Here is a 23786-nt window from a genome sequence, read left to right as displayed (position 1 = left end):
AATATATCAATTTAAATCATTGGGCTAATTTATATCTCAGAGTTTTAAAAATAAAAATTTTATTTGCCAGTTTTTATTCTTAAAAATGAAAGGAATTGCAGATTGCAACGCCTTTCATTTTTACATAACTTAACAGTATCTTCTATATCTATACGGGCGACAAGGTCTACGGCATCTAGAATAATAGGTTGGACGTCGACATCGACGTGGACCATAATATCCTCCGCCAAATAGAAAAAGAAAAGGAATTAGATAACCGCCTCCACAGTAACCAAACATCAACTATACCTCCTCTTTTATAGTTTGTCTTGGTTCAATAGTATATTATTCCAAACTTTAGTAATATGTTAATCTTTGTATATAAATATAACCAACTCTAAAGTATTATAAATTTCATAGAAAAAATGCAGAAACCTTCATTATTTTCTATGAAATTTATATTTAGTTTTAATGTTGGTTATATATAGGTAATGTTGATCCTGCTGCAGGCATTATCATTATTTTTGACTTTGGCCCTAACTCTTCTAATGCCCTATCAACAGCCTCTTGTATAGTCTTAAAGGGTTTAAAATTTATTTTTTCTATTAATTTATCTTCCAAATCCGATACTATATATATCTGTGCTTTTTGAAGTATCATAGCTATTGCCGCTGCCTTGTGACCGCCAAGTTTAAAGTTTTCCTTTATTTCCTTAATCATTTCCTCAGGTGTTTTATTGAGCATCCATTTTTCAAAGGTTTTTTCTCCAAACCCTTCTTTTGCCGAAGCAACAAATATTATTATACCGCCTTCCCTAACAGCATGCTTTGCATTATCCAATCCTTTTTGTGATTGATATATATTTATATCCTTTGGGAAACCACCAGGAGATACTATAACTATATCAGCCTTTTCTTCTATTTCTATTCCATACATTTTGTCTAGAAATTTACATCCTTCTCTATGGGCTTTTATGTAATCCCCAGCCACTGCCTTTACTATTTCCTTTTTACTGTTTAATACTACATTTATTATAAAATCTATTTTTATAAAATCACCAGTTTGATCTATGTCCTGTCTTACTGGATTATTCTCCAGATTTCCTGCATGTGCTTCCTTTTTTACCATATTAGAATGGTTTGCCTGTATTGCTTGATGACTTGACACTCCAGGCATCAGTGCCTTTGATCCTCCGCTATAGCCTGCAAAATAATGGTATTCTATATTTCCCATGCATATTATTCTATCGGCCCTAGCAACGGGTCTAAATATATCTACTGGTGTTCCGTTTTTGCATTTACCAAGATTTATACATTCATTCATATTACTGTCTAATATTTTTATATTACTATAATATATCTCCTTTCCTACTAAATCTATTTTTTCTTCTTCAGTGTGGCCTCTATGACTTCCAAGGGCCAAAACTATAGTAATATTTTCTTCTTTAGCCTTTCCCCTCTTCAATTCCCTTATCACAGATGGGAGTACTCTAGAGCTTGGCATTGGTCTTGTTATATCACTAGTTACTATTACTATCTCTTCATTCTCTTTCACAATATCCTTTAACCTTGATTTTCCTATAGGATTCTTTAAAGCCCTTTCGACTTCTTCCTCATTTTTTAAATCACATTCAATTTCCTTTGGTAACAATTCCCCCATGAAGTTTTGATCATTGATTTCAAATTCAACTATACCTTTACCGTATTTTAATTTATATTTCATTAATCTCCTCCATAAATAATGTTCTAATAGTTTTATATTAAAGATAAACAACTTTGATGCTTAATAAATTTTAAGTCTTAATGTTAATACAAGCTATTAATATAATCCTCCTTATCTCCTAAAACTATTTTAATTTCATCATTTACTTCTATTAGCTTCCATGCTTGATAAAACCCAATTTCCTCATTTGTATTATCCTTTGAATATTTTAATAAAATAATCGTCTTATCACTATATTTTTGAGTGTTGTAAAGTACTATTTCATAGCCTCTTAGCTCTTTAATATATTCCGACATAAAAGTTATAAATTCTTGAAATCCTATTCTCATTCTACTTTCTTTGTCTAACATAGAATAGGCTCTATCATACCTCTCCATAAGCAAACTATCCAAGAAATCCTTTACAATTGTAAAATGAGTAACATTACGTTTTTGTATCAATTCTTCGTTTCTTGAAAAGGGTTGATTCAGTAAATCTTCATCATCCAAAAACTCAATCTTCTCACCTTCAACTAAGATTTGTACTTTTTGTATATAATCCAGCTGGGTTAAGGAATTTACAAGAGACCATATTACCAAGGGTTCTCCTAATTCCCGCAATTTATTATTTTTAATATATTCACTTGAAAAATTAACATAACATATATTTTCTATGGTTTCTATTGACAACAATCTAGTATCTTCTGGGATCGTTGCAGCCAATGTTTTGTTTCTGGGTCCATTAATTAGCTCTTCAACTATAACCTTTTCAAATGACATATTTTTCGTAGTAACAGCTCTATTTTCTACTGCTAAACTATTATCATTTACAAAATATAATTTAAATGTGGATTTTATTTCTTCAGGAACTGGAGGAATTGGTCTTACATTTTCTGATATACTAATATCCTCTCTAAAGGTTACTGCAAATAAAATTATCCCACAAAAAATAAGTAAAAAAACATACAATCTATAAAATGATTTCAAAAAATAACCCCCTAATTTAAACAGCTGACCTTAGTGGCAATATTATATAGAATGTACTCCCTTTATTTACTGTACTTTCTACTTTGACTTCTCCTTGATGTAGGGCAATAAGCTGCTGAGTTATTGATAAACCTAAGCCTGTTCCTCCTGTCTTTCTTGCTCTAGCTTTGTCAACTCTGTAAAATCTATCAAAAATAAAGGGTAATTCATCCTCTGGAATACCTATTCCATTGTCCTTAACCTTAATAACAAAACTATCCTGCTGGGTATATAATTCCACATCAACTCTTCCATTTTCAGGAGTGTATTTTATAGCATTTCCTATAATATTAATCAAGCTTTGTTGAACTTTAAATTTATCAAGCATAACTTGTATTTTAACCTTCTCATCAAAATTTAACGTTATATTTTTCTTATCGGCCAATGGCTTTAAATTACTTATTATTTTTTGTATTAAATAATTAACATAGGTTATTTGATAATCTAAATGAATATTTTCCTTTTCTAGATCTACTAAATATAATAGATTATCAATAATTTTATTTAATCTATCAACTTCAGAATCAATATCCTTTAAAAATTCTTTATATATTTTTTCTGGTGTGCTTTCTTGATGTATAAGTGTCTCTGATAATATTTTTATAGAGCTAAGGGGTGTTCTAAGCTCATGAGAAACATTTCCCACAAATTCTCTTCTTTGTTTATCAACCTGCTCAAGCTTTGTTGTCATTAGATTGAAGGCCCTTCCGAGATTGCTTATTTCATCACTTCCATATACCTCTACTTTTTGATTAAACTTCCCCCTTGCCATTTGCTTAACTGCTTCAGTTAATTTTTCTATTGGTTTAGATATTATATCAGCAAAAATAAAACTAATAAAAGCCGTTATCATTAAACCAAAAAAAGACAATATCATAAATTTTCGCATTGTGGTTTTAATATTTAAAAATATATCTTCTAATGAAGAAGATATAAAAACCGCTCCTAAAATCTTTCCTTTGTTTACTATTGGAACAGCAACATACATAACCTTACCATATTCTTCTAAATAATGGTGTCTTGCCACATTTTCTCCTAGTAAAGCAAGAGAAAGTTCTTCTTCATTTAGTGTATCCCCTTCTAATGTATTATATGAATCAACTAAAATATTTCCATCTAAATCCGAAACCATTACCCTGGATTTTATATCCATACTGGAGCTCTTTACTATTTCCCTAATAATTTCATTAACATATTTACTATTTATTTCCCTAATATAGTAAGATAACCTATCAGCAATAATATTGCTTTGGGTAAGAAGACTTATCTTCTTCTCGGTGATATAATTCATTCTAAGAGATTCATTGATAAAGGAATTTATTAATAAAATTGTTAGAAGTACCAATAATAAATAGGTGGAAACTAATTTCCACCTCAATCCTTTAAATTTTTTATTTATTTCTAAAATAGTAACCAACTCCCCATTTAGTTAAAATATATTCAGGTTGGCTGGAATTTGTTTCTATCTTCTCTCTGAGTCTTCTCACATGAACATCAACAGTTCTAACATCTCCAAAATATTCGTATCCCCATATTGTTTCCAGTAGAGCTTCTCTTGAATAGATTTTGCCTGGATTAGTTGCCAGTAACAATAACAAATCAAATTCCTTTGCTGTTAAATTTATCTCTTCCCCATGTAGGCTGACCTTTCTTCCTAGGGTATTAATAGTAAAGTCATCAATTTCTAACATATTAGTATGTACATAATTTTCTTTTAAATCAACTCTTCTAAAAATTGCCTTTATTCTTGCCTTTAATTCTAAAATATTAAAGGGTTTTGTTAAATAATCGTCTGCACCGTATTCCAGTCCCAGTACTTTATTACTATCTTCACCCTTCGCAGTTAAAATTATAATTGGAACCATTGACTGTTCTCTTATTTTTTTGCATACTTCTAATCCGTTCATTTTAGGAAGCATTAAATCTAAAACTATTAAATCATAAGTATTGTTAATGGCTTTTTCATATGCCTCTATTCCATCAACAGCAGTATCTATTTCATATTTTTCTTGTTCTAAGCTATATTTTAAACCTTTCAATAAAATCTCTTCATCATCTACAACTAAAAGCTTTTTCGACATTAAATAATCACCTCGATTCATCTATTTATTATATACCTAAAAAGTAATTCTATATTCAACAATACAAAACTCTTTTATTTTCAATTCGTTTAGTAAGTTTAATAGCATCAAAATGCTCTAAAAGCGGCAATACATATTTTCTAGATGTATTTAAAAGATCACGATACTCAGCTAAAGTTATTTCCTTATTTTTTGATAAATAATTCTTAAGCAGTTCCTTTGCTTTATTATAGGCCTGTGCATGAAATAAAATATCATCACTAATTTTAACTAATATATTCACATTTATCATAAAGTCAATAATATTTTTATCCTGTTTTGATATATTCATTGAATTAATAACATCCTTTAGTAAAGGGGGTTTGAACTCATTCTCTTTATATAAATTTTCTATTTTTTCCTTTAAAACAGCTTGTTTCTTTGACAGCTCAACTTCAAACCCTTTCAAAGCCACCACATCACCAAGAATTTTTAAAATATCATTCTTATAGTATACTTCCATTATTTCATCAAATAATTTTCCTTTAATATTATTAAAAAATCTACTTCTTATTTCTTCCTTTGACACTCCAGGTCTTAAAGTATTTTTTGTGTGAAACTCAGTTAAAAAGCTTATTAAATCTTCTTCATTACTTTCAATAAAATTTCTATGGACATATGTTCCGTTAGAAAATTTTACAGCTATTTTTTCCTTAACAAATTCTTGGAAAGCTTTCTCTACAAGCTTTTCAGACAGTCCAATTTGAATAGATATAAACTTAATATCGGGAAACTTGCTGCTGAATTTATTTAAAGCTCTTTCAATTATTAATTCTTTATTCCCCTCGCTTTTATCCTTTAGTTCATTTATTACATCTTCATTAGACATTTTATGTTTAATTGCATTTGGATCTAATATAACTCCGCCCCCTATAGTTTCTAGGGGAGAATAGTACCTCACTACAAATCTATCTCCATATTTACAAGCAGTTTCTTCCTCCAGACGTAATTGAGCATAGCAGCTTTCTCCAGGATTTAATTCATCTTTATCAAGTAAAACAACTCTACATAAAATCTCTTTTGTTCCATGGTAAAATCTTAGCCTTGTCCAATGTTCTATTTTTCTATTGGAGTTCTTTAATAGGTTCAATTTTACATCTATAATCATTGTATTTTTCATAGAATTTTCAGCTGCAAGAATATCTCCTCTAGATATATCTTCCTTCTTTACCCCAGTTAAATTTAAAGCCACCCTTTGCCCTGCATAAGCCTTGTCAACAGATTTACCATGAACTTGAATATTTCTAACCTTTACTTCCAGCTCTTCTGGATATATCATAAGTGACTGCTTCTCCTGTATAGTCCCTTCAATTAAGGTACCTGTTACAATTGTACCAAATCCCGAAATTGTAAATACCCTGTCTATTGGAAGTCTTAATGGTTCAGCAACATTTTTTTCCGGTATATCTTCGGTTAACTCAGCAATATACTTCTTTAGCTCATCAATTCCAGTACCTTCCATAGATGATACTGAAACAAGTGGTGAATTTTCTAAAAATGTTCCCTTTACTTTCTCTCTTATATCTTCCTTTACGAGACTTATCCATTCATCATCAACCAAATCACATTTTGTAAGTACAATAATTCCCTTCTCTATATCTAACATTGATAAAATATCTAAATGCTCTTGTGTTTGAGGCATAATACCTTCATCTGCAGCAATTACCAATAAAACCAGATCTATTCCACTAACCCCTGCAAGCATATTCTTTATAAATCTTTCATGACCAGGAACATCAACAATTCCTGCTTTTTTTCCATTGGGAAGTTCAAAAAAAGCAAAGCCTAACTCTATAGTTATTCCTCTTTTTTTTTCTTCTTTAAGTCTATCAGTCTCTATTCCAGTAATAGCTTTTATTAATGTAGTCTTTCCATGATCTATATGACCAGCAGTTCCTATAATAATATTTCCCATATTTACCTCCTGTTTTCAATGGCTCTAAGAGCCTTTACAATAATATCAAAATCATTTTCCTTTATTGTTCTTACATCTAATAACACTTTGTCATCATTGATTCTAGTAATTATAGCTGGATCATTATATCTTAAAAGCTCTTCTGTTTTTTTTGTACTTAAATCACTGGATTTAAGAGAAATTAAAAATGTTGGTAAATTAGTTAGAGGCATTGCTCCTCCTCCTACTTGAGAATAGCCCTCTGTAAATTCTACTATAAATTTACTTACCTCTTTTATTATTTTATCATATAAAACCATAGCCTTTTCTCTAATTTTCTCTTTATCCATAGTAAGCATTCTTAAAGTAGGGATATTATTTAAAGCTTGATTTTCATCCAAATATAATCTAAGGGTAGCTTCTAAGGCAATTAAAGTCATTTTGTCGACTCTTAAAGCCCTTGTGAGCTGATTTTTTTTCATCTTATCTATATATATCTTCTTGCCAACAATAACTCCTGCCTGTGGCCCTCCTAAAAGCTTATCTCCACTAAAAGTAACTATATCTGCTCCCTTCGAAAGACTTTCTAATACAGTAGGTTCATATGTTAATCCATATTTTGACAAATCTATTAATGTACCACTTCCTATATCTTCAATAACAGGTATATCAAATTTTTTTGCTAACAAACACAATTCCTCAATCTCTATTTCCTTTGAAAATCCTAATACCTTATAATTGCTTGTGTGCACTTTTAATATTGCAGCAGTTTCTTCATTTATATTGTTTTCATAATCAAAAAGATGGGTTTTATTTGTAGTTCCAACCTCTTTTAATATAGCACCACCCTGTAGCATAACTTCAGGTACTCTAAATGAACCTCCTATTTCAACCAACTGTCCCCTTGAAACAATTACCTCTTTATCCTTAGCAATTGTATTTAATACTAATAATACCGCTGCTGCATTGTTATTAACTACCAGTGCTGACTCTGCTCCAGTTAGTTTACATATTACTTCTTCTACATGGGAATATCTCGATCCTCTTTTTCCAGTATCAATATCAAATTCTAATGTTGAATAATTACTAGCCACTTCTGACAAATCCTTTAAAACTTTTTCGCTAATTAATGCCCTGCCAAGGTTTGTATGCAAAACTACTCCTGTCGCATTAATTACTTTTCTAAGCTTCATTTGATTTTCTTTTTCAATAACTCCTATTATATCATCAACTAATATATTTAAGTCTATTTCAAATTTGTCAAGATTGTCATTACTTGTATTTAAAATAAGTTTTCTTGTTTCATCAATTTTGCATCTAATTGCATCAACTACTGTAACTCTTGGAAATTTCTCCATTATCTCTTGTATCCTTATATCATTTAATATGTCATCCACCTTTGGTAGTTTTATAAGTAAGTCCCTTTTATTCATAATTCTCACCCCTATAATTAGTCTAAATCAATTTTTATAGATAACTTAACTCATTGTGCTAGTTCCCATATCGAGAGTTTTAATATAAATTTTGCAGAAAATAATGAACAAATTTACATTTTTTCTAGAAAATTTACATTACTTTAGAGTTGGTTACCTATATAAATATACGCCAATAAAATTTAAGAAAGAAACCTAATTTAACATCCTAAAATATCCATACTTATATGATCTTTTGATGTATAAATCTACTTTTGAATTTGTTTCATTATATATTTAAGATTATAAGTTTTTATCTATAAAATTATAACATAATTTTGTCCTTTTTAATAAAAATATCGGTGTTTTTAGAATATTTTGATATACATAAATTAAGTTTTGCTATGGAAAATCTATATGTATAATCAAACTAAAATAAATGCTCCTGTATTTTTTATTTGAAATTTATCAAGCATTAAAGTTGTTTATCTTTAAATACATAGTTTTCTAAAATTTTGCAAAACATATTAGTGAAGAAAAAAGTTTAAATTAAACACAATAAATCTATAAATATTATCTATATAAGGAGGCTTTTTTATGAATATATTTGATTTAATAATTAGCAAAATTAACAATTTTGCTTGGGGAGGCTTTATGATTGTCTTTCTAGTTGGAACTGGAATTATCCTTACGCTAGGTACAAGAATAGTTCAATTTAGAAAATTAGGATATGCATTTAAGCTTCTTTTTTCAAAAGAAGACATTGGCGAGGGAGATATTACACCTTTTCAAGCTTTAATGACTTCTTTGGCTGCCACTATTGGTACAGGAAATATTGCGGGAGTTGCTACAGCAATTGCAGCAGGAGGTCCAGGTTCTGTATTTTGGATGTGGGTTACAGCAGCTTTTGGTGGAGCAACAAAATACGGTGAAGCATTGCTGGCCATAAAATATAGAATAACAAACGAAAATGGCGAAAAATCAGGTGGACCGATGTATTACATAAAAAATGGTATGAAGGATAGATACGGTGGAAACTTTGCTTGGTTAGGCTGGTTATTTGCTTTATTTGGTTTTTTAGCTTCATTTGGAATTGGAAATATGGTACAATCCAACTCAGTTGCAGAATCCTTACAAACAACCTTTGGAATAAAACCAATTATATCTGGCATATTTATTGCTGTTGCAGTAGGATTAGTAATTCTTGGGGGGATTAAAAGTATAGCAAACGTTACTGATAAGATAGTTCCAGCTATGGCTATTATTTACATTCTAGGTTCTTTAATTGTTTTATTTAATAAAGCAACCTTAATACCAACGGCATTTTCCTCTATTTTTTCAAATGCCTTTACAGCTAAAGCTGTTGGAGGTGGATTAATTGGAACTGTCATTCGATTTGGAGTTTCCCGTGGAGTTTTTTCAAATGAAGCAGGACTTGGAAGTGCACCTATTGCCCATGCTGCCTCTAAAAATGATGATCCTGTTAAACAAGGTATAATAGGTTCTCTAGGGTCTTTCTTGGATACTTTAGTTGTTTGTACAATGACGGCTCTGGTTATTTTAGTATCTGATTTAATACAAATAGGTAGTGACAAAATAATGCTGGTTGCAACAAATACCGGTAATTTAGTTAAAGCAACAGAAATACCAGCAGGTGGAACTGAAGCTTTTACAAATTTTGTAGCACAATTTGGAGAGCCACTTACAGGAGCTGCCCTTACAACAACTGCCTTCAGTAGAGCTTTGCCTGGCTTTGGTTCATTTATAGTATCCTTAGGACTAGTCTTTTTTGCTTTTTCAACAATTCTTGGCTGGTTCTATTACGGTTCAAAATGTCTTGAATACATAGCAGGAGTAAAAATTGTTGGTGTCTATAAAATTGTATGGGTTATTTTATGTTGGATAGGTGCATTTATACCTTTAAGATTTGTATGGAATCTTTCTGATACATTTAATGGCTTAATGGCAATACCTAATTTAATTGGATTATTAACTTTAAGTCCATTAATATTTAAAATGACCTCTGATTATGAAAAAAGATAGAAGAAAATAGTAAAATAAGCACTCAATGTAAGTGCTTATTTTACTATTAAGTATTTATCCTGTTTTTCTGTTACTTCGCCAACTACATTAAATTCAGTCTTCAATTCTTTGCTATAATAGTCCAACAATTTCTTCGACTTTTCCTTTTTAAGGGAAATAAGTAATCCCCCTGAAGTTTGAGGATCAAACAGAATATCTTGAATATAAGTAGGTATATTCTCCTGAAATTTGATACTTTCTCCTAAATATTCCTGATTTCTATATGCTCCTGCTGGTACCAATCCCATTTGAGCATTTTCTATAGTTCCTTCAATAATAGGAACCTTATCTGAATCTATTACAATTGACACTTCACTTCCTTTAGCCATTTCAAAGGCATGTCCCAAAAGTCCAAAGCCTGTTATGTCTGTACATGAATTAACTTCAGTCAGCTTCATACCCTCAGCAGCAATATCATTTAAGCTTCTCATTGTATCAATTGCTTTTTGCTGTATATTTTCATCAAGCATTTCAGCTTTAATTGCAGTATTTAATATTCCAAGGCCTATGGGTTTTGTTAAAATTAAAATATCTCCAGGCTTTGCATTTGAATTACTTAAGACTTTGTCCGGGTGAACAGTTCCAGTTACCGACAATCCATATTTAGGCTCTTTATCATCTACACTGTGACCTCCAACCAATAAAGCTCCTGCTTCCCTCACTTTGTCGCTTCCACCCTTTAATATTTCAGCCAGTATATCCATGGATAAACAGGTTGGAAAACAAACTATATTCAAGGCCACTATTGGCTTTCCTCCCATTGCATATATATCGCTCAATGAATTTGCAGCAGCTATTTGTCCAAAAACATATGGATCATCTACTACTGGAGTAAAAAAATCTAAAGTTTCTATTAAAGCAGTATCTTCATTTAATTTATATACAGCAGCATCATCGGATGTATCTAATCCCACTAAAAGCCTATCACTTTCAAACTTTGGTAATTGACACAGAACCTGTGCCAAGGTCTCAGGACCAATTTTAGCTGCTCAGCCAGAACTGCTGCTTAACTCTGTAAGTCTTTTATTTTTAATGTCCTTCATTGATTTCACCTCCGTTAATTAATTTGCAAGTCATGTTTTATAAATTAAACAAAATAAACTATAAAAATCTTGCCACATCATTATCTTAACATATTTTACTTAACTTTTATACTATCTTTAATCTGATTAAACTTACTCTCTCCTATTCCACTTACTTTCATAATTTCATTTATATCTTTAAATCCTTTATTTGTTTCTCTATATTTTATTATTCTTTGGCTTATAGACTCTCCTATTCCATCTAACTTTATTAATTCCTCTTTGGAGGCAGTATTTATATTTATCTTTTCATCTATTCCTATATTATTTGATTCGTTAATTGTTTCTATATTAATATTTTCACCAATTTCTGGTATAATAATCTTTTCACTGTCATAAACATATTTAGATCTGTTAATTCTTAATATATCTGCCTTATCGGTAAGCCCTCCAGCCTTATTTATTGCATCCAAAATTCTATCGCCTTCCTTTAGAACAATCACTCCAGGCTTTTTAACAGCTCCACATATATCAACTTTTATATCAGCTGGTTTAGAAACTTCTTTTTCGGAATCTTCAGTACCTTTTTTATTGCTTTCCACATTTTCCCCATCTGCATTTTTACTTTCTTCACTATCTAAGCTTTCTTCTATTAAGAGTTTTTGGTTCATCTTAAAACTAAAATCTTTAATATTAAAAAATATAATTCCTAGAATTACTATTATAATCAAAACTATTTCCTTTTTCTTTAATTTTTTCAAACTATATTCCTCCTATCCAAAATATGCATTCCATAAAAGTTATATTATGGTAATTGTAGTTATTATTTCTTTTTTCTTTCATTAAAACCTTCTTTTTACCCTAAGAAAACCTTAAATTTTTATTGTTTTTTTGATATACTATATATGTTATGCTATTAATCCAGATTTCGCTATGCCAATCCATATTTAGACTAGAGGTGAAAGTTATGAAACGTTTATTTGTAATACTATTTATAGTTACTGTTCTGATTTCGTCTTCATTCAGTAGTTTTGCAATTACCCCAGCTGAAACAATAGATATTTCAGCAGAAAGTGGAATACTTATTGATTTTGAAAGCGGAGATATTCTATTTGAAAAAAATCCTCACAAACAAATGTATCCTGCCAGTACAACTAAAATCATGACTGCTATACTAACCCTAGAAAATACCAACCTTGATGATAAAGTAGTTATAGATAAAGAAGCGCCTTTTATAGGAGGTAGTCGTATATACGTTAAAGAAGGAGAAGTTTTTACTGTAGAACAATTGTTAAACGCTTTGCTGATTGAATCAGCCAACGATGCTGCTGTTGCATTAGCAAAACATATTTCAGGAAGCACTGAAGAATTTGCTAGGCTTATGAATAAGAGAGCTAAAGAATTAGGAGCTCTTAATACTCATTTTACAAATCCTAATGGTTTACCCGATGAAAAACATGTAACTACAGCTTATGATTTAGCTATGATATCTAAATATGCCATGACAATTCCAAAATTTAAAGAAATTGTTAAAACTGTAAGATATGAAATACCTGCAAATGAAAAAACTCCTGAAATTAGATATTTTAGAACTACAAATAGACTTCTTTGGGGAGTAGGTCCAAGCAATAGGATAGAATATAATGGAAAATGGGTTAATATTAAATATGATATAGTCGATGGCATTAAGACTGGATATACTGATGCGGCTCAACAATGCTTGGTTTCCACTGCAGCAAAAGATAACAGAAGAGTAATAAGTGTTGTCCTAAAAGCTATTAGAACAAATGTGTATGTAGATTCAAGAAAACTTATTGATTATGGTTTAGATAATTTTAAAATAATAAATCTTGTGAATTCTGGTACTTCACTAAAGACTATTGAAATTGAAAACGGAATAGAAAAGGATTTATCTCTTCTGGCTCAAGATAATATTACAAAAACCGTACCCAATAATTATAATGAAACAAATATATCATCAAAAATCGAATTGGATCCTGAGATTAAAGCCCCTATAAATAAAGGAGAGGTACTTGGAAAGGTTAGTTTCAGTTTAGACGGTGCAATTATAGGAGAAACAAATCTAATTGCCAATAAATCAATTGAAGAAAAGCAAATATATAAAATTATTAGAAATATTAAAGATCCAAAAAACATGTCATTATTAAAAATAATTCTTTCTCTAATACTTATTTTTATAGTTTGGAGAACTATAGTTACGGTAAAACGAATAAGAAGGAGAAGAAGAAGGTGGAAACTTTAAACTTACAACTTTGAATTGTAAAAGAGGTGCCTAAGGCACCTCTTTTACTAAACTACTGCTATCATTTCTATCTCCACATTCACATCCTTAGGTAATCTGGACACTTCAACACATGCCCTTGCTGGTTTATGATCATTAAAATACTCTCCATAAACCTTATTAATCCTATCAAATTGATCCATATCCCTAATAAAAACTGTTGCCTTTACTACATTTTCAAGGGAGGTACCAGCTTCCTCTAAAATTGCCTTTACATTCTCCAAACATTGTCTTGTCTCATCTTCAACATTACCCCTTACCATTTCCCCTGTTTCGGTATTAAATGGCATCTGACCAGATACAAACAATAAATTGCCTGCTGAAACACCTTGTGAGTAAGGTCCAACAGCTGCTGGAGCCTTATCAGTATGAACAATTTTCAATTTCATAGCAAAATCCTCTCCTTTTATAATAATTATTTATTATTAACTCTTATTTCATCTAAATAATTATAAATAGTGTACCTAGAAACACAAAGAACCTTCGCCACATAATCTATTGCACCCTTAATTAAAAAGGCCCCTTGATTGTCTAATTTCTTTACTATATTTACCTTTTCTTCTTTCCCCATGTATGCCACAGGTTTACCACTTTCTTCCAATGTAAGTTTGACTATATCAGTCAAAACATCATTAACCCTATTCCCACAATCATCTGTAATTTTCTCTTCCATAGAGACCTCTGTTTTAGTAAGATCATCTATTACTTTTTTCGCTACTACAAGCTCTGATAAATCAAAGTTAATACAAAGACAGCCTATAACTTCCTCATTCTCATCTTTAATAAACATTGTAGATGATTTTAAAACTCTTCCTTCAAGACTTTTACCCGTATAATTTATTATATTGTCTTTGGTATTACCTCTACGAACTGCCTTCAATCCTACTTCAGTCATAGGGCTTCCTACACTTCTCCCTGTAACATGTCCATTTTTAATAGCTATGATTGAGCTTTGCATTTTACTAAAGTCATGCAAAACAACTTCACAGTTTTCACCAAAGGTTTGGGCTATTCCTTCTACAACATGAATATAACTCTTTAAAATTGGATTTATTTTATTCAAAATCTAATTCTCCTCCTTGCATACTCATTATTTAGCTACAATATTAACTAGTTTTCCTGGTACACAAATTACTTTGACAATTTGCTTTCCATCAATAAAAGATTTTACTTTTTTGTTGTTTAAGGCAATTTTCTCAAGCTGGTCTTTGGAGGTATTCTTGCTAACTTTACTTCTATCCCTTACTTTACCATTTACCTGTATTACTATTTCTATCTCTTCCTTTAACAATGCTTTGTTATCATATTTAGGCCATTTCTCGTCATGTATGCTTGTTCTTTTGCCAATCTTATTCCAAAGTTCCTCTGTTATATGAGGTGCAAAAGGACATAAAAGCACTAATATAGTTTCTAAAGCCTTTGTGGTTAAATTTTGATTTATTTTTTCTTTATCATTTTCTTTATATTTATAAACTTCATTTACAAGTTCCATTATAGCACTGATAGCCGTATTAAAATTAAACCTCTGACTTATATCCTCAGTAACTCTCTTTATGGTATTATTTATGACAAAGTTTAATTCCTTATCTTCTTTACTAACAATATTATTAACTGTATTGGCTGAAGAAATACTATCTTTAAATTCGTCTACTAATCGCCAAACTCTATTTAAGAATCTATAAGATCCTTCTACCCCTGTATCACTCCACTCCAAATCCCTTTCAGGAGGTGCAGCAAACAATATAAATAATCTTGCAGTATCAGCTCCATACTTTGTTATAATTTCTTTAGGGCTTACTACATTTCCCTTGGATTTAGACATCTTTGCTCCATCCTTAAGGACCATCCCCTGGGTTAATAAATTCTTAAAAGGTTCATCTACCGGAGAAAAACCTATATCATAAAGAACCTTTGTGAAAAATCTTGCATATAAAAGATGAAGAATTGCATGTTCTACTCCACCAATATATTGATCTACATCCATCCAATATGAAGCTTTTTCTTTATCAAAAATCTCATTTTCATTTTTAGGATCAGTGTATCTTAAAAAATACCAAGATGAATCAAGAAATGTATCCATTGTATCAGTTTCTCTCTTAGCTAGTGAACCACATTTGGGGCATGGGGTGTTTTTAAAAGATCCACTTGTTGTGAGGGGAGATTCTCCTTTTCCACTAAACACAACATCAGTTGGTAAAAGCACAGGTAAATTCTCTTCAGGTACAGGAACAATGCCACATTTATCACAGTAAACAATAGGTATAGGAGTTCCCCAATATCTTTGTCTTGAAATCAACCAGTCTCTAAGTCTGTAATTGGTAGTTCTCTTTCCAAAGCCTTTATCTTCAATAAACTTTATAATTTTTTCAGAACCATCTCTATTTTCCAATCCATTAAATTCACCTGAATTAACCATTATTCCAGGCTCTGTATAGGGTAGCTCAATATCTTCAACTTTTTCTAACTCTTCTGGTTTTATTACAGGTATTATATCAATATCATATTTATTAGCAAATTCAAAGTCTCTTTCATCATGGGCCGGCACTGCCATAACAGCTCCTGTACCATAATCCATTAATACATAATTTGCAATATAAATTGGAATTTTATTATTATTAAGGGGATTAACAGCATATCTTCCGATAAAAATCCCTTCCTTTTCTACATTTCCTCCTGTTCTTTCAAGCTCTGATAAATGCTTTAATTTGTCAACAAATTCAGTAACTTGATCTTCATATTCTGTCCCCTTGACCAGTTCATTTACAAATGGATGTTCTGGGGCTAAAACCATAAAGGTAACACCATAAGTAGTATCTGGCCTGGTAGTAAATATTTCTAGGCTTTTATCACTACCTTCAATCTTAAATTTCATTTCTGCTCCATAGCTTTTTCCTATCCAGTTTTCCTGCATTATTTTAACCTTATCGGGCCATCCTTTTAGCTTTGATATATCATCTAATAGTTTTTCAGCATAATCTGTAATCTTAAAGTACCATTGGTCAAGATTTTTCTTAGCAACAACTGTATCACATCTTTCACATCTTTCATTGACAACTTGCTCATTTGCAAGGACGGTTTCGCAGGATGGACACCAGTTTACAGGAGATTTTTTCTTATAAGCTAATCCATGTTTATAAAATTGTAAAAAAATTGATTGTGTCCATTTGTAATAATCTGGAAGACAAGTAGTAACTTCTCTATCCCAATCATAGCTAATTCCTAATTCCTTTAGTTGCTTTTGCATTTCTGCTATATTTTCTCTCGTCCATTTATCAGGATGAATGTTGTTTTTTATTGCAGCATTTTCCGCTGGTAGTCCAAAAGCATCCCAACCAATTGGATGTAAGACATTATATCCATTCATAGTTTTGAATCTTGCAATAACATCTCCAATAGAATAATTCCTTACATGTCCCATATGGAGTTTTCCGGAAGGGTAAGGGAACATCTCTAAACAGTAGTATTTTTCCTTTTCAAATTCTTCATCTACCTTAAAAGCATTTTCCTCTTCCCATTTATTTTGCCATTTCTTTTCAATGTCACTAAAATTATATTTAGTCATTAATTTGCCTCCTTAAAATTACTATCTTGTTATTTATATGGATTTTTTCTACAAATAATAAAAAAGTGGCACCACAAAATCATCATCCCTTATTTATAGGGACGAGAAATTTCCCGCGGTACCACCCTACTTGACACTGTTGTCCACTCATATGGTTTTTTAAAGGTCACCAGCCTATATATTATTCTAGGTAAGTTCAAAAGCTAACTATATCGATTCCCACCAACCATCGACTCTCTGAAAAAGATTTTTATAATAAAACCTTAAATAGCATCACCTTCTAATACTCCTATACATTAATTTTTATATTAATATTAAATTTTCAAAAACATTTGCTGTATTATTCTTTATTGTAATAATTTTATTCATCTATGTCAATATCTAATTCAACATATTTTGCACCTTTCCAAATTCTTTCTATATCATAAAAACTTCTTTCATCCTTGGTAAATATATGAATAATTATATCTAAATAATCTAATAATATCCAATTACCTTCATCATGACCTTCTTTATGGTTTATAAAAATTCCATCTTTAGATAATGTTTTTTCAATTTCATCAGCTAAAGCTGCAGTATGTTTTGTTGAATTACCTGTTGCAATTACAAAATATTCTGCAAAGGTTGCTAGCTTTCTAACATCAAGTAATACAATATCATTTCCCTTTTTATTATCAATTATTCTGCAAACTTTCAAAGCAAGGTCCGATCCCATTTCTACCATCTAATATCCTCCCTTATATCTGGACAAATGTTTCCTGATGCATTCATTTCTAAAATCAAATTATTCCTAGCCAACAAACTATTACTGTGCAAAAGTAATCCCTTTATAATAATATATTTAATGGTATTGTCCAATGCCATTAATGTGGCTTTGTTTAAATCCTTTAATGCCATTTTTCTAATTTCTTCAATGCCAGGAAATTTTCTATTAGGTTCTATATAATCAGACAAATATATTATTTTTTCTAAATTTGTCATTTCCTTTCTTCCTGTTGTATGATATCTTATTGAATTTAAAATGTCTAAATCTTGAATTTTAAATTTGCGTTTAACGAGTTCCGCACCAATTAAGCCATGGGCTAAATCTTTTTGTGAATTTATAACTTCATCAATTTCTATTTTAAATTCTTTTATATATTTACACATTTCATCATTGGATAAATACTTTGCATAATCATGCAATAGACCTGCAATTTCTCCCTTGTCTTTACAAACATTATAAACTCTGCAAAGCTTTACTGCAGTATTGGAAACATTCAGTGAATGAATATATCTTTTAAGTGGTAATTTTCTTTTTAATTCTTTCTTTACTAATTCTAAATCAATCAAATTTTGCACCCCAATTTAAAAATTTTTCAAATGATATAATATTATAATTCTTAATATATCACATTCTATCTTATTTGTTTCTCCCTATATAAATTGTTTTTATATATATAGTACTCCACTGATTCAGGTAATATATATTTTATACTCTGACCTTTTTTTATTCTTTCACGTATATCAGTAGATGAAATGGCTAAGGCAGGAACAGAAGTTTCAATAATTCTACCATTATATTTTTCATTTAACATATGTATTTTTTCACTCAATTTATTTTTATCAACCCCTGGTCTACTTGCAGCAATAAAACTACAAAGTCCTAGAAGCTCCCTTACATTTTTCCATGTTTCCAATTCATATATTGCATCAGCACCTGTTATAAAATATAACTCAGAACTATTATCGATTGTTTCTCTAAATTTTTTTATAGTATTTACTGTATAGGATATATTGTCATCTTCAATTTCAATTTTAGATACTTCAAAATATGAATTTGTTATGGTTCCCAGCAATGTCATAAAATATCTATCCTTGCTGCTAGATATTTCCTTTTGCTTCTTATGAGGTGGAAGCCCAGCAGGAATAAAATATATCATATCCAATTTAAACCTAGTTCGCACTTGTTCAGCCAATACTAAATGACCATAGTGAATTGGGTCAAATGTTCCACCCATTAAACCAATCTTTTTCATTTTTTCCTCCAATTTTTTAGGCTCATAAATTATTATTAGTAATATTAATTAGGCAGATCAATTTTAGGATTATTTTTTGATTTTCTATATAAAACAAATTTTCTTCCAATGGCTTGGACAAATTCTGAACCTGTTAGTTTAGCTATTTCATTAGCAGCTTTCTTTGTATCAAGGATACTATTCTTTTGTATACTTACTTTAACAATTTCCCTTGCTTCCAGCGCTTCATCCAATTGCTTTAAAAAACCATCTGTTATACCCTCTTTACCTATATAAGTAATAGCTTCAATATTATTAGCTAATCCTTTTAAATATGATCTATTTTTGCTCGTTAACATTTAAATCTCTCCTTTCTATAAATAATTTCTAACCATAATATTCAAATTCAATATCATAGACTTTTACAATATCACCATCATTAATACCCAGCTTTATAAGTTCATCAAATACTCCTCGTTTTTTTAGAATGCTCTGAAATCGTCTTATGGAGTCTATATCACTAAAGTCCGTTGAATAAACCAGCTTTTCTATTGACTTACCTTCTACTATATAATTATTGCCTTCCTTTTTAACAATTAATTCATCTCTCTTTTCTTTTCCTTCTAATTTGAAGGTTCTATGGTCCGCCTCAACAGCTTCTATTGGAATATCTTCTATTTTATCCAGCTGCTCGGTAACATACAGCATTAATTCTCTTAGTCCTGTTTTAGCTACAGCAGATATAGGGAATACTTTATATCCTTTTTCTTCCATATTCAATTTGAACTTCTCAAATTTTCCTTTATCATATAATAAATCAATTTTATTTGCTGCAATTACTTGCTGTCTCAAAGCTAACTTAGGATTAAAGCGAGCCAATTCATTATTGATTTTTTCAAAATCCTTTAATGGATCACGACCTTCAATACCCGAAATATCTACAACATGTATAAGTAATTTTGTTCTTTCTATATGTCTTAAGAATTCATGTCCTAAACCAACACCTTCATGGGCACCTTCAATCAAACCAGGTATATCAGCCAAAACAAAGCTTTTTCCATCTATAACATCAACTACTCCTAAGTTAGGTTTAATAGTCGTAAAATGATAGTTAGCTATTTTAGGAGTGGCCTTAGTAACCACTGAAAGTAGAGTGGATTTTCCCACATTCGGAAAACCTACAAGACCCACATCTGCCAAAAGCTTAAGCTCTAGTATAACCCATCTTTCCTCGCCATAGTCTCCTGCCTCAGCAAAATTGGGAGCTTGTCTTGTAGATGTTTTATAGTGAACATTACCCTTGCCCCCCTTACCTCCTTTAGCAATCACCGCTCTTTGTTTATGGGTAGTTAAATCTGCTAATATAGCTCCAGTTTCTTCATCTTTAACAATAGTACCAGGAGGTACTCTTAGAATCAAATCTTCTGCATCCTTACCAAACATTTTCTTTCTTCTTCCGTTTTCTCCTGATGAAGCAATATACTTTTTCTTGTACCTAAAATCCATTAATGTCTTTAGTCCTTCATCAACCTCAAATATTACACTACCGCCTTTACCTCCATCTCCTCCATCAGGACCTCCAGCTGGTACGTATTTTTCTCTGCGAAAGGAAACGTTACCATTTCCTCCTTTTCCACCTTTAACAAATATCTTTGCTTTATCTATAAACATTATCATCACCTTTAAGTATATATAGAGATTTAAATAAAAACTTTAATTTATACATATAAAAACCATGAGTGTTTTTATATGTATAAATTAAGTTTTACTATGTAAACTCTACATAAGTATTTTTTTCCAAGATAATTATATCAATAATATTGTACAGTTCCAAGGTTTAAGTTATAGTCTTGTTAATTATAAAACTTTGTATTTTAGTTTTCCCTTATATCATTATGTAATTCATTACTGTACTTTAAATATTATACATTATTTTTTAACTATAGATATGTGATTCTAAAAATTAATCAAAATCTTCTTCATAGTTTTTAGATGTGGATTTTTCTTTTCATTGCTTTTTTAAGCACGCACATATCTATATATTTAAAAAACCCATACCTTGAAGTATGGGTTTTAGTTCCATTATTGTGCACTTGCTTGTTCAACAGAATATACACTAACTTGTTTTCTGCTTTTACCTTTTCTTTCGAATTTTACTACGCCATTTACCTTAGCAAAAAGGGTATCGTCTCCACCTCTGCCAACATTATTTCCTGGATGTATCTTGGTCCCTCTCTGCCTAACAATAATACTCCCAGCATTTACAAATTGTCCGTCTGTTCTTTTAACACCTAATCTTTTTGCTTCACTGTCACGACCGTTCTTAGAAGAACCTACACCCTTCTTACTTGCAAAAAGCTGAAGATTTATTTTAAATAGCATGGATTTACACCTCCTCATATTGAAGCTTTATATATTCAGAATACATTTCCAAAGTACCTTTTATTCCAATAAGCATAGTATCAAGTATTATATTAGCTCTCTCTCTCTTTAAACTGTCAATATTATCTGGAATTTGACAATATAGCCATCCATCTTCCATTTCATATACAATATCTATATCTGCAACTTCATATAGGGCTAAAACTGACGTTTGAGTAAGAATTGATATGCTAGCACATACTATATCCTTACCGTATTCATCGGCATCAGCATGTCCTTCAACACTAAAAGATATTATATCTTTATTTTCGTTTTGAATAATCCTTATTGTAATCATATTTAATGACCTTATGCATTAATCTTTTCAATCTTTATCTTTGTATGTGGTTGGCGATGTCCTTGTTTTCTTCTATAGTCTTTCTTAGATTTATACTTAAATACAATTATTTTTTTGCCTTTACCTTGTTCAACTACAGAAGCTGAAACCTTTGCTCCTTCAACAAAAGGTGTTCCTACAGATAATTTTCCTGCATTGGACACAGCTAAAACCTTATCAAATTCTACTGTTTCACCAGCATTACTATCGATTTTTTCAACAAATAAAGTGTCGCCTTCCTCTACTCTATACTGTTTTCCACCAGTTTCAATAATTGCGTACATACTTCCACCTCCTCAGTCCAGACTCGCCAAATCTAGGTAGATAAATCTTTTAAGACCTGATTTGAGCGGCTACAAGTGAATATTATTTAATCTAACATCCACAACACATATATGTTATCACAGCTAAAAGTCATTGTCAATAATATTATTTCTCGCCTTTAAGCATCTCTTTTATTTTGCTTAGTCTCCCCATTTCCTTAATTTTATAGTGATTAGAATGAATATTACTATTTCCATTTATAAAAATTCTTAAATTTAATGCCTTTTCCAATTCACCTAGGTAATCCTTTCTTTGATTTACCAATACTTTTTCTACCTCTAGATTTACTTCCACTATGACTGCTTCTGAATTAGTGTGCAGGGATACCCTTTTAAGCTCATTCTCTAAATTGTTTATAACAGTATCAGGGGTTAGTACCATTCCTAATCCGCCACAATATGGACATTTTTTTTCCAATATTGAACTAATACGATTACTCACCTTTTTTCTAGTCATTTCAACAAGCCCAAGCCCTGTCATCCCCACAATATTTGTTCTTACTCTATCCTTGGATAATTCCCTAGATAGTAGTTTTATAACATTCTGTTCAGCCTTCTTATCTATCATGTCAATAAAATCTATTATTATTATACCTCCTATATCTCTTAATCTGATCTGCTTAGCTATTTCTTTAGCCGCTTCTTTATTCACTTTAATGATAGTTTTTGATAAATCATTAACTCCAACGTATTTTCCTGTGTTTACATCTATAATTGTAAGGGCTTCCGTTTTGTCTATTACAATATATCCCCCACTTTTCAGCCATACTTTACTGCTTAATGCTTCTCTTATTTTTTTCTCTATTCCATAATAACTAAAAATATTTATACCGGGATCAAAATACTTTACTCTACCTTTTAACTCGGGAGAAATGAGATCTAGAAAATCTAAAATCATGTTATAATCATCTTTATCATTTACTACTAACTCATTTATATCATCTGTAAACAAATCTCTAATGGTTCTGTGAATCAAGTCCAAATCCTTATAGAATATCTTAGGTGGAAAGCCTAGGTTCTTTTCTTTTTCAATTTTATGCCAAAGTCTTAAGAGATATTTTAAGTCTTCTTCAAAATCCTTTCTATCCTTATTCTCTGCCTCTGTTCTTATGATTATACCCATACCTTCAGGTTTTATTTCTTCAACAATTTCCTTAAGTCTTTTTCTTTCATCTTCGTCTTCAATCCTACGGGATATTCCCACATAATCTACCTGAGACATAAGTACTAAATACCTTCCCGGAAATGAAAGATGAGTTGTCACTCTGGCCCCCTTCTTATCCATAGGCTCTTTAGTTACCTGAACAATAATTTCTTGTCCATTTTTAACAACATCTCTAATCCCAATATCCTTAATGTCTACTTTTTTATCAATTAATAGCTCTCGTGGAATGGCATCCTTAACGTACAAAAAAGCATTTCTTTCTAAGCCTATATCAACAAATGCTGCTTGCATTCCAGGCAAAACATTTTTCACTCTACCTTTATATACATTTCCTACAAGTCGTTTTAAACTTTTACTTTCAATATAATATTCAACCATTTCCTCATCTTCTAAAAGCGCAACACGACTTTGGCTGAATCCAGAATCAATAACTATTTTATTCAT

23 protein-coding genes and 1 other annotated feature are annotated in these 23786 nt (G+C 30.8%); of the genes, 2 read left to right on the top strand and 21 right to left on the bottom strand.

Annotation, left to right across the window (positions count from 1 at the left end; all coding sequences use genetic code 11):
* Positions 1–129 precede the first annotated feature (129 nt).
* The 7 genes from B5X81_RS27365 to selA form a co-directional block, all read right to left on the bottom strand.
* A complete protein-coding gene (locus tag B5X81_RS27365) occupies positions 130–279 on the bottom strand; it encodes a hypothetical protein (protein ID WP_170917345.1) in 150 nt (49 codons plus the stop codon).
* A 168-nt stretch (positions 280–447) separates the two neighbouring features.
* Entirely contained in the window at positions 448–1701 is a 1254-nt protein-coding gene (locus tag B5X81_RS09455) for a nickel-dependent lactate racemase family protein (RefSeq protein WP_079491227.1), read from the bottom strand.
* A gap of 83 nt (positions 1702–1784) precedes the next feature.
* Positions 1785–2666: a GerMN domain-containing protein gene (locus B5X81_RS09450; protein WP_170917344.1), complete on the bottom strand. Its 882-nt coding sequence runs from the start codon at positions 2664–2666 to the stop codon at positions 1785–1787.
* Positions 2667–2682: 16 nt separating this feature from the next.
* Positions 2683–3996 carry a sensor histidine kinase gene (locus B5X81_RS09445; RefSeq protein WP_079491485.1) on the bottom strand — a complete coding sequence of 438 codons (1314 nt, stop codon included), beginning with the start codon at positions 3994–3996 and terminating at the stop codon, positions 2683–2685.
* A gap of 100 nt (positions 3997–4096) precedes the next feature.
* Positions 4097–4786 (bottom strand): response regulator transcription factor, encoded by a 690-nt coding sequence (locus tag B5X81_RS09440; protein WP_079491224.1) that lies wholly within the window; start codon positions 4784–4786, stop codon positions 4097–4099.
* A 55-nt stretch (positions 4787–4841) separates the two neighbouring features.
* Complete coding sequence (selB, locus tag B5X81_RS09435) at positions 4842–6740, bottom strand: selenocysteine-specific translation elongation factor (RefSeq protein ID WP_079491222.1); 1899 nt, start codon at positions 6738–6740, stop codon at positions 4842–4844.
* Between the two features lie 2 nt (positions 6741–6742).
* Positions 6743–8152 carry an L-seryl-tRNA(Sec) selenium transferase gene (selA, locus tag B5X81_RS09430; protein WP_079491220.1) on the bottom strand — a complete coding sequence of 470 codons (1410 nt, stop codon included), beginning with the start codon at positions 8150–8152 and terminating at the stop codon, positions 6743–6745.
* Positions 8153–8728: 576 nt separating this feature from the next.
* Between selA and B5X81_RS09425 the strand changes: the two genes are divergently transcribed.
* Positions 8729–10174 carry an alanine/glycine:cation symporter family protein gene (locus B5X81_RS09425; protein ID WP_079491219.1) on the top strand — a complete coding sequence of 482 codons (1446 nt, stop codon included), beginning with the start codon at positions 8729–8731 and terminating at the stop codon, positions 10172–10174.
* Between the two features lie 35 nt (positions 10175–10209).
* Here B5X81_RS09425 and selD read toward each other — a convergent pair whose 3' ends face one another.
* A complete protein-coding gene (selD, locus tag B5X81_RS09420; RefSeq protein WP_079491217.1) occupies positions 10210–11256 on the bottom strand; it encodes a selenide, water dikinase SelD in 1047 nt (348 codons plus the stop codon).
* A gap of 95 nt (positions 11257–11351) precedes the next feature.
* A complete protein-coding gene (locus B5X81_RS09415; RefSeq protein WP_079491216.1) occupies positions 11352–11996 on the bottom strand; it encodes a helix-hairpin-helix domain-containing protein in 645 nt (214 codons plus the stop codon).
* A gap of 206 nt (positions 11997–12202) precedes the next feature.
* Between B5X81_RS09415 and B5X81_RS09410 the strand changes: the two genes are divergently transcribed.
* A complete protein-coding gene (locus B5X81_RS09410; protein WP_079491214.1) occupies positions 12203–13498 on the top strand; it encodes a D-alanyl-D-alanine carboxypeptidase family protein in 1296 nt (431 codons plus the stop codon).
* Between the two features lie 47 nt (positions 13499–13545).
* Here B5X81_RS09410 and B5X81_RS09405 read toward each other — a convergent pair whose 3' ends face one another.
* The 12 genes from B5X81_RS09405 to B5X81_RS09350 all read right to left on the bottom strand — a co-directional run bounded on the left by B5X81_RS09405 (position 13546) and on the right by B5X81_RS09350 (position 23786).
* On the bottom strand, positions 13546–13926 hold the full coding sequence (locus tag B5X81_RS09405; protein WP_170917343.1) for a RidA family protein: 381 nt from the start codon (positions 13924–13926) through the stop codon (positions 13546–13548).
* Positions 13927–13952: 26 nt separating this feature from the next.
* Complete coding sequence (locus tag B5X81_RS09400) at positions 13953–14600, bottom strand: helix-turn-helix transcriptional regulator (RefSeq protein WP_079491212.1); 648 nt, start codon at positions 14598–14600, stop codon at positions 13953–13955.
* 27 nt (positions 14601–14627) lie between these two features.
* A complete protein-coding gene (gene leuS, locus B5X81_RS09395; RefSeq protein WP_079491209.1) occupies positions 14628–17099 on the bottom strand; it encodes a leucine--tRNA ligase in 2472 nt (823 codons plus the stop codon).
* A gap of 361 nt (positions 17100–17460) precedes the next feature.
* Positions 17461–17823, bottom strand: coding sequence for a ribosome silencing factor (gene rsfS, locus B5X81_RS09390; protein ID WP_079491208.1), 363 nt, complete (start codon positions 17821–17823; stop codon positions 17461–17463).
* Positions 17817–18431, bottom strand: a complete 615-nt coding sequence (yqeK, locus tag B5X81_RS09385; protein WP_170917342.1) for a bis(5'-nucleosyl)-tetraphosphatase (symmetrical) YqeK — start codon at positions 18429–18431, stop codon at positions 17817–17819. The genes rsfS and yqeK overlap by 7 nt, the downstream gene beginning before the upstream one ends.
* A gap of 65 nt (positions 18432–18496) precedes the next feature.
* Positions 18497–19117, bottom strand: a complete 621-nt coding sequence (gene nadD, locus B5X81_RS09380; protein ID WP_079491205.1) for a nicotinate-nucleotide adenylyltransferase — start codon at positions 19115–19117, stop codon at positions 18497–18499.
* Positions 19118–19161: 44 nt separating this feature from the next.
* Complete coding sequence (yhbY, locus tag B5X81_RS09375) at positions 19162–19455, bottom strand: ribosome assembly RNA-binding protein YhbY (protein WP_079491203.1); 294 nt, start codon at positions 19453–19455, stop codon at positions 19162–19164.
* Between the two features lie 28 nt (positions 19456–19483).
* On the bottom strand, positions 19484–20767 hold the full coding sequence (gene obgE, locus B5X81_RS09370) for a GTPase ObgE (RefSeq protein ID WP_079491201.1): 1284 nt from the start codon (positions 20765–20767) through the stop codon (positions 19484–19486).
* 411 nt (positions 20768–21178) lie between these two features.
* The gene (gene rpmA / locus B5X81_RS09365; protein ID WP_079491200.1) at positions 21179–21478 is read right to left on the bottom strand and encodes a 50S ribosomal protein L27; all 300 of its coding nucleotides are present in this window, start codon (positions 21476–21478) and stop codon (positions 21179–21181) included.
* 4 nt (positions 21479–21482) lie between these two features.
* The gene (locus B5X81_RS09360; RefSeq protein WP_079491198.1) at positions 21483–21815 is read right to left on the bottom strand and encodes a ribosomal-processing cysteine protease Prp; all 333 of its coding nucleotides are present in this window, start codon (positions 21813–21815) and stop codon (positions 21483–21485) included.
* Between the two features lie 11 nt (positions 21816–21826).
* Positions 21827–22138, bottom strand: coding sequence for a 50S ribosomal protein L21 (gene rplU / locus B5X81_RS09355; RefSeq protein ID WP_079491197.1), 312 nt, complete (start codon positions 22136–22138; stop codon positions 21827–21829).
* Positions 22139–22147: 9 nt separating this feature from the next.
* Positions 22148–22219, bottom strand: a sequence feature (ribosomal protein L21 leader region).
* A 64-nt stretch (positions 22220–22283) separates the two neighbouring features.
* Entirely contained in the window at positions 22284–23786 is a 1503-nt protein-coding gene (locus B5X81_RS09350) for an Rne/Rng family ribonuclease (protein WP_079491196.1), read from the bottom strand.

The sequence above is a fragment of the Maledivibacter halophilus genome (genome assembly GCF_900167445.1).
GTDB classification, from domain to species: domain Bacteria; phylum Bacillota; class Clostridia; order Peptostreptococcales; family Caminicellaceae; genus Maledivibacter; species Maledivibacter halophilus.
The sequence above is the reverse complement of the archived record's forward strand: the minus strand, read 5'-3'. Positions and strand labels throughout refer to the sequence as shown.

Bases quoted from the DNA above. Each gene is read 5' to 3' on its own strand.
- B5X81_RS27365 (WP_170917345.1), bottom strand. From the start codon at position 279: ATGTTTGGTTACTGTGGAGGCGGTTATCTAATTCCTTTTCTTTTTCTA.
- B5X81_RS09455 (WP_079491227.1), bottom strand. From the start codon at position 1,701: ATGAAATATAAATTAAAATACGGTAAAGGTATAGTTGAATTTGAAATC.
- B5X81_RS09445 (WP_079491485.1), bottom strand. From the start codon at position 3,996: ATGAATTATATCACCGAGAAGAAGATAAGTCTTCTTACCCAAAGCAAT.
- B5X81_RS09440 (WP_079491224.1), bottom strand. From the start codon at position 4,786: ATGTCGAAAAAGCTTTTAGTTGTAGATGATGAAGAGATTTTATTGAAA.
- selB (WP_079491222.1), bottom strand. From the start codon at position 6,740: ATGGGAAATATTATTATAGGAACTGCTGGTCATATAGATCATGGAAAG.
- selA (WP_079491220.1), bottom strand. From the start codon at position 8,152: ATGAATAAAAGGGACTTACTTATAAAACTACCAAAGGTGGATGACATA.
- B5X81_RS09425 (WP_079491219.1), top strand. From the start codon at position 8,729: ATGAATATATTTGATTTAATAATTAGCAAAATTAACAATTTTGCTTGG.
- B5X81_RS09410 (WP_079491214.1), top strand. From the start codon at position 12,203: ATGAAACGTTTATTTGTAATACTATTTATAGTTACTGTTCTGATTTCG.
- B5X81_RS09405 (WP_170917343.1), bottom strand. From the start codon at position 13,926: ATGAAATTGAAAATTGTTCATACTGATAAGGCTCCAGCAGCTGTTGGA.
- leuS (WP_079491209.1), bottom strand. From the start codon at position 17,099: ATGACTAAATATAATTTTAGTGACATTGAAAAGAAATGGCAAAATAAA.
- rsfS (WP_079491208.1), bottom strand. From the start codon at position 17,823: ATGGTAGAAATGGGATCGGACCTTGCTTTGAAAGTTTGCAGAATAATT.
- nadD (WP_079491205.1), bottom strand. From the start codon at position 19,117: ATGAAAAAGATTGGTTTAATGGGTGGAACATTTGACCCAATTCACTAT.
- yhbY (WP_079491203.1), bottom strand. From the start codon at position 19,455: ATGTTAACGAGCAAAAATAGATCATATTTAAAAGGATTAGCTAATAAT.
- obgE (WP_079491201.1), bottom strand. From the start codon at position 20,767: ATGTTTATAGATAAAGCAAAGATATTTGTTAAAGGTGGAAAAGGAGGA.
- rpmA (WP_079491200.1), bottom strand. From the start codon at position 21,478: ATGCTATTTAAAATAAATCTTCAGCTTTTTGCAAGTAAGAAGGGTGTA.
- B5X81_RS09360 (WP_079491198.1), bottom strand. From the start codon at position 21,815: ATGATTACAATAAGGATTATTCAAAACGAAAATAAAGATATAATATCT.
- rplU (WP_079491197.1), bottom strand. From the start codon at position 22,138: ATGTACGCAATTATTGAAACTGGTGGAAAACAGTATAGAGTAGAGGAA.
- B5X81_RS09350 (WP_079491196.1), bottom strand. From the start codon at position 23,786: ATGAATAAAATAGTTATTGATTCTGGATTCAGCCAAAGTCGTGTTGCG.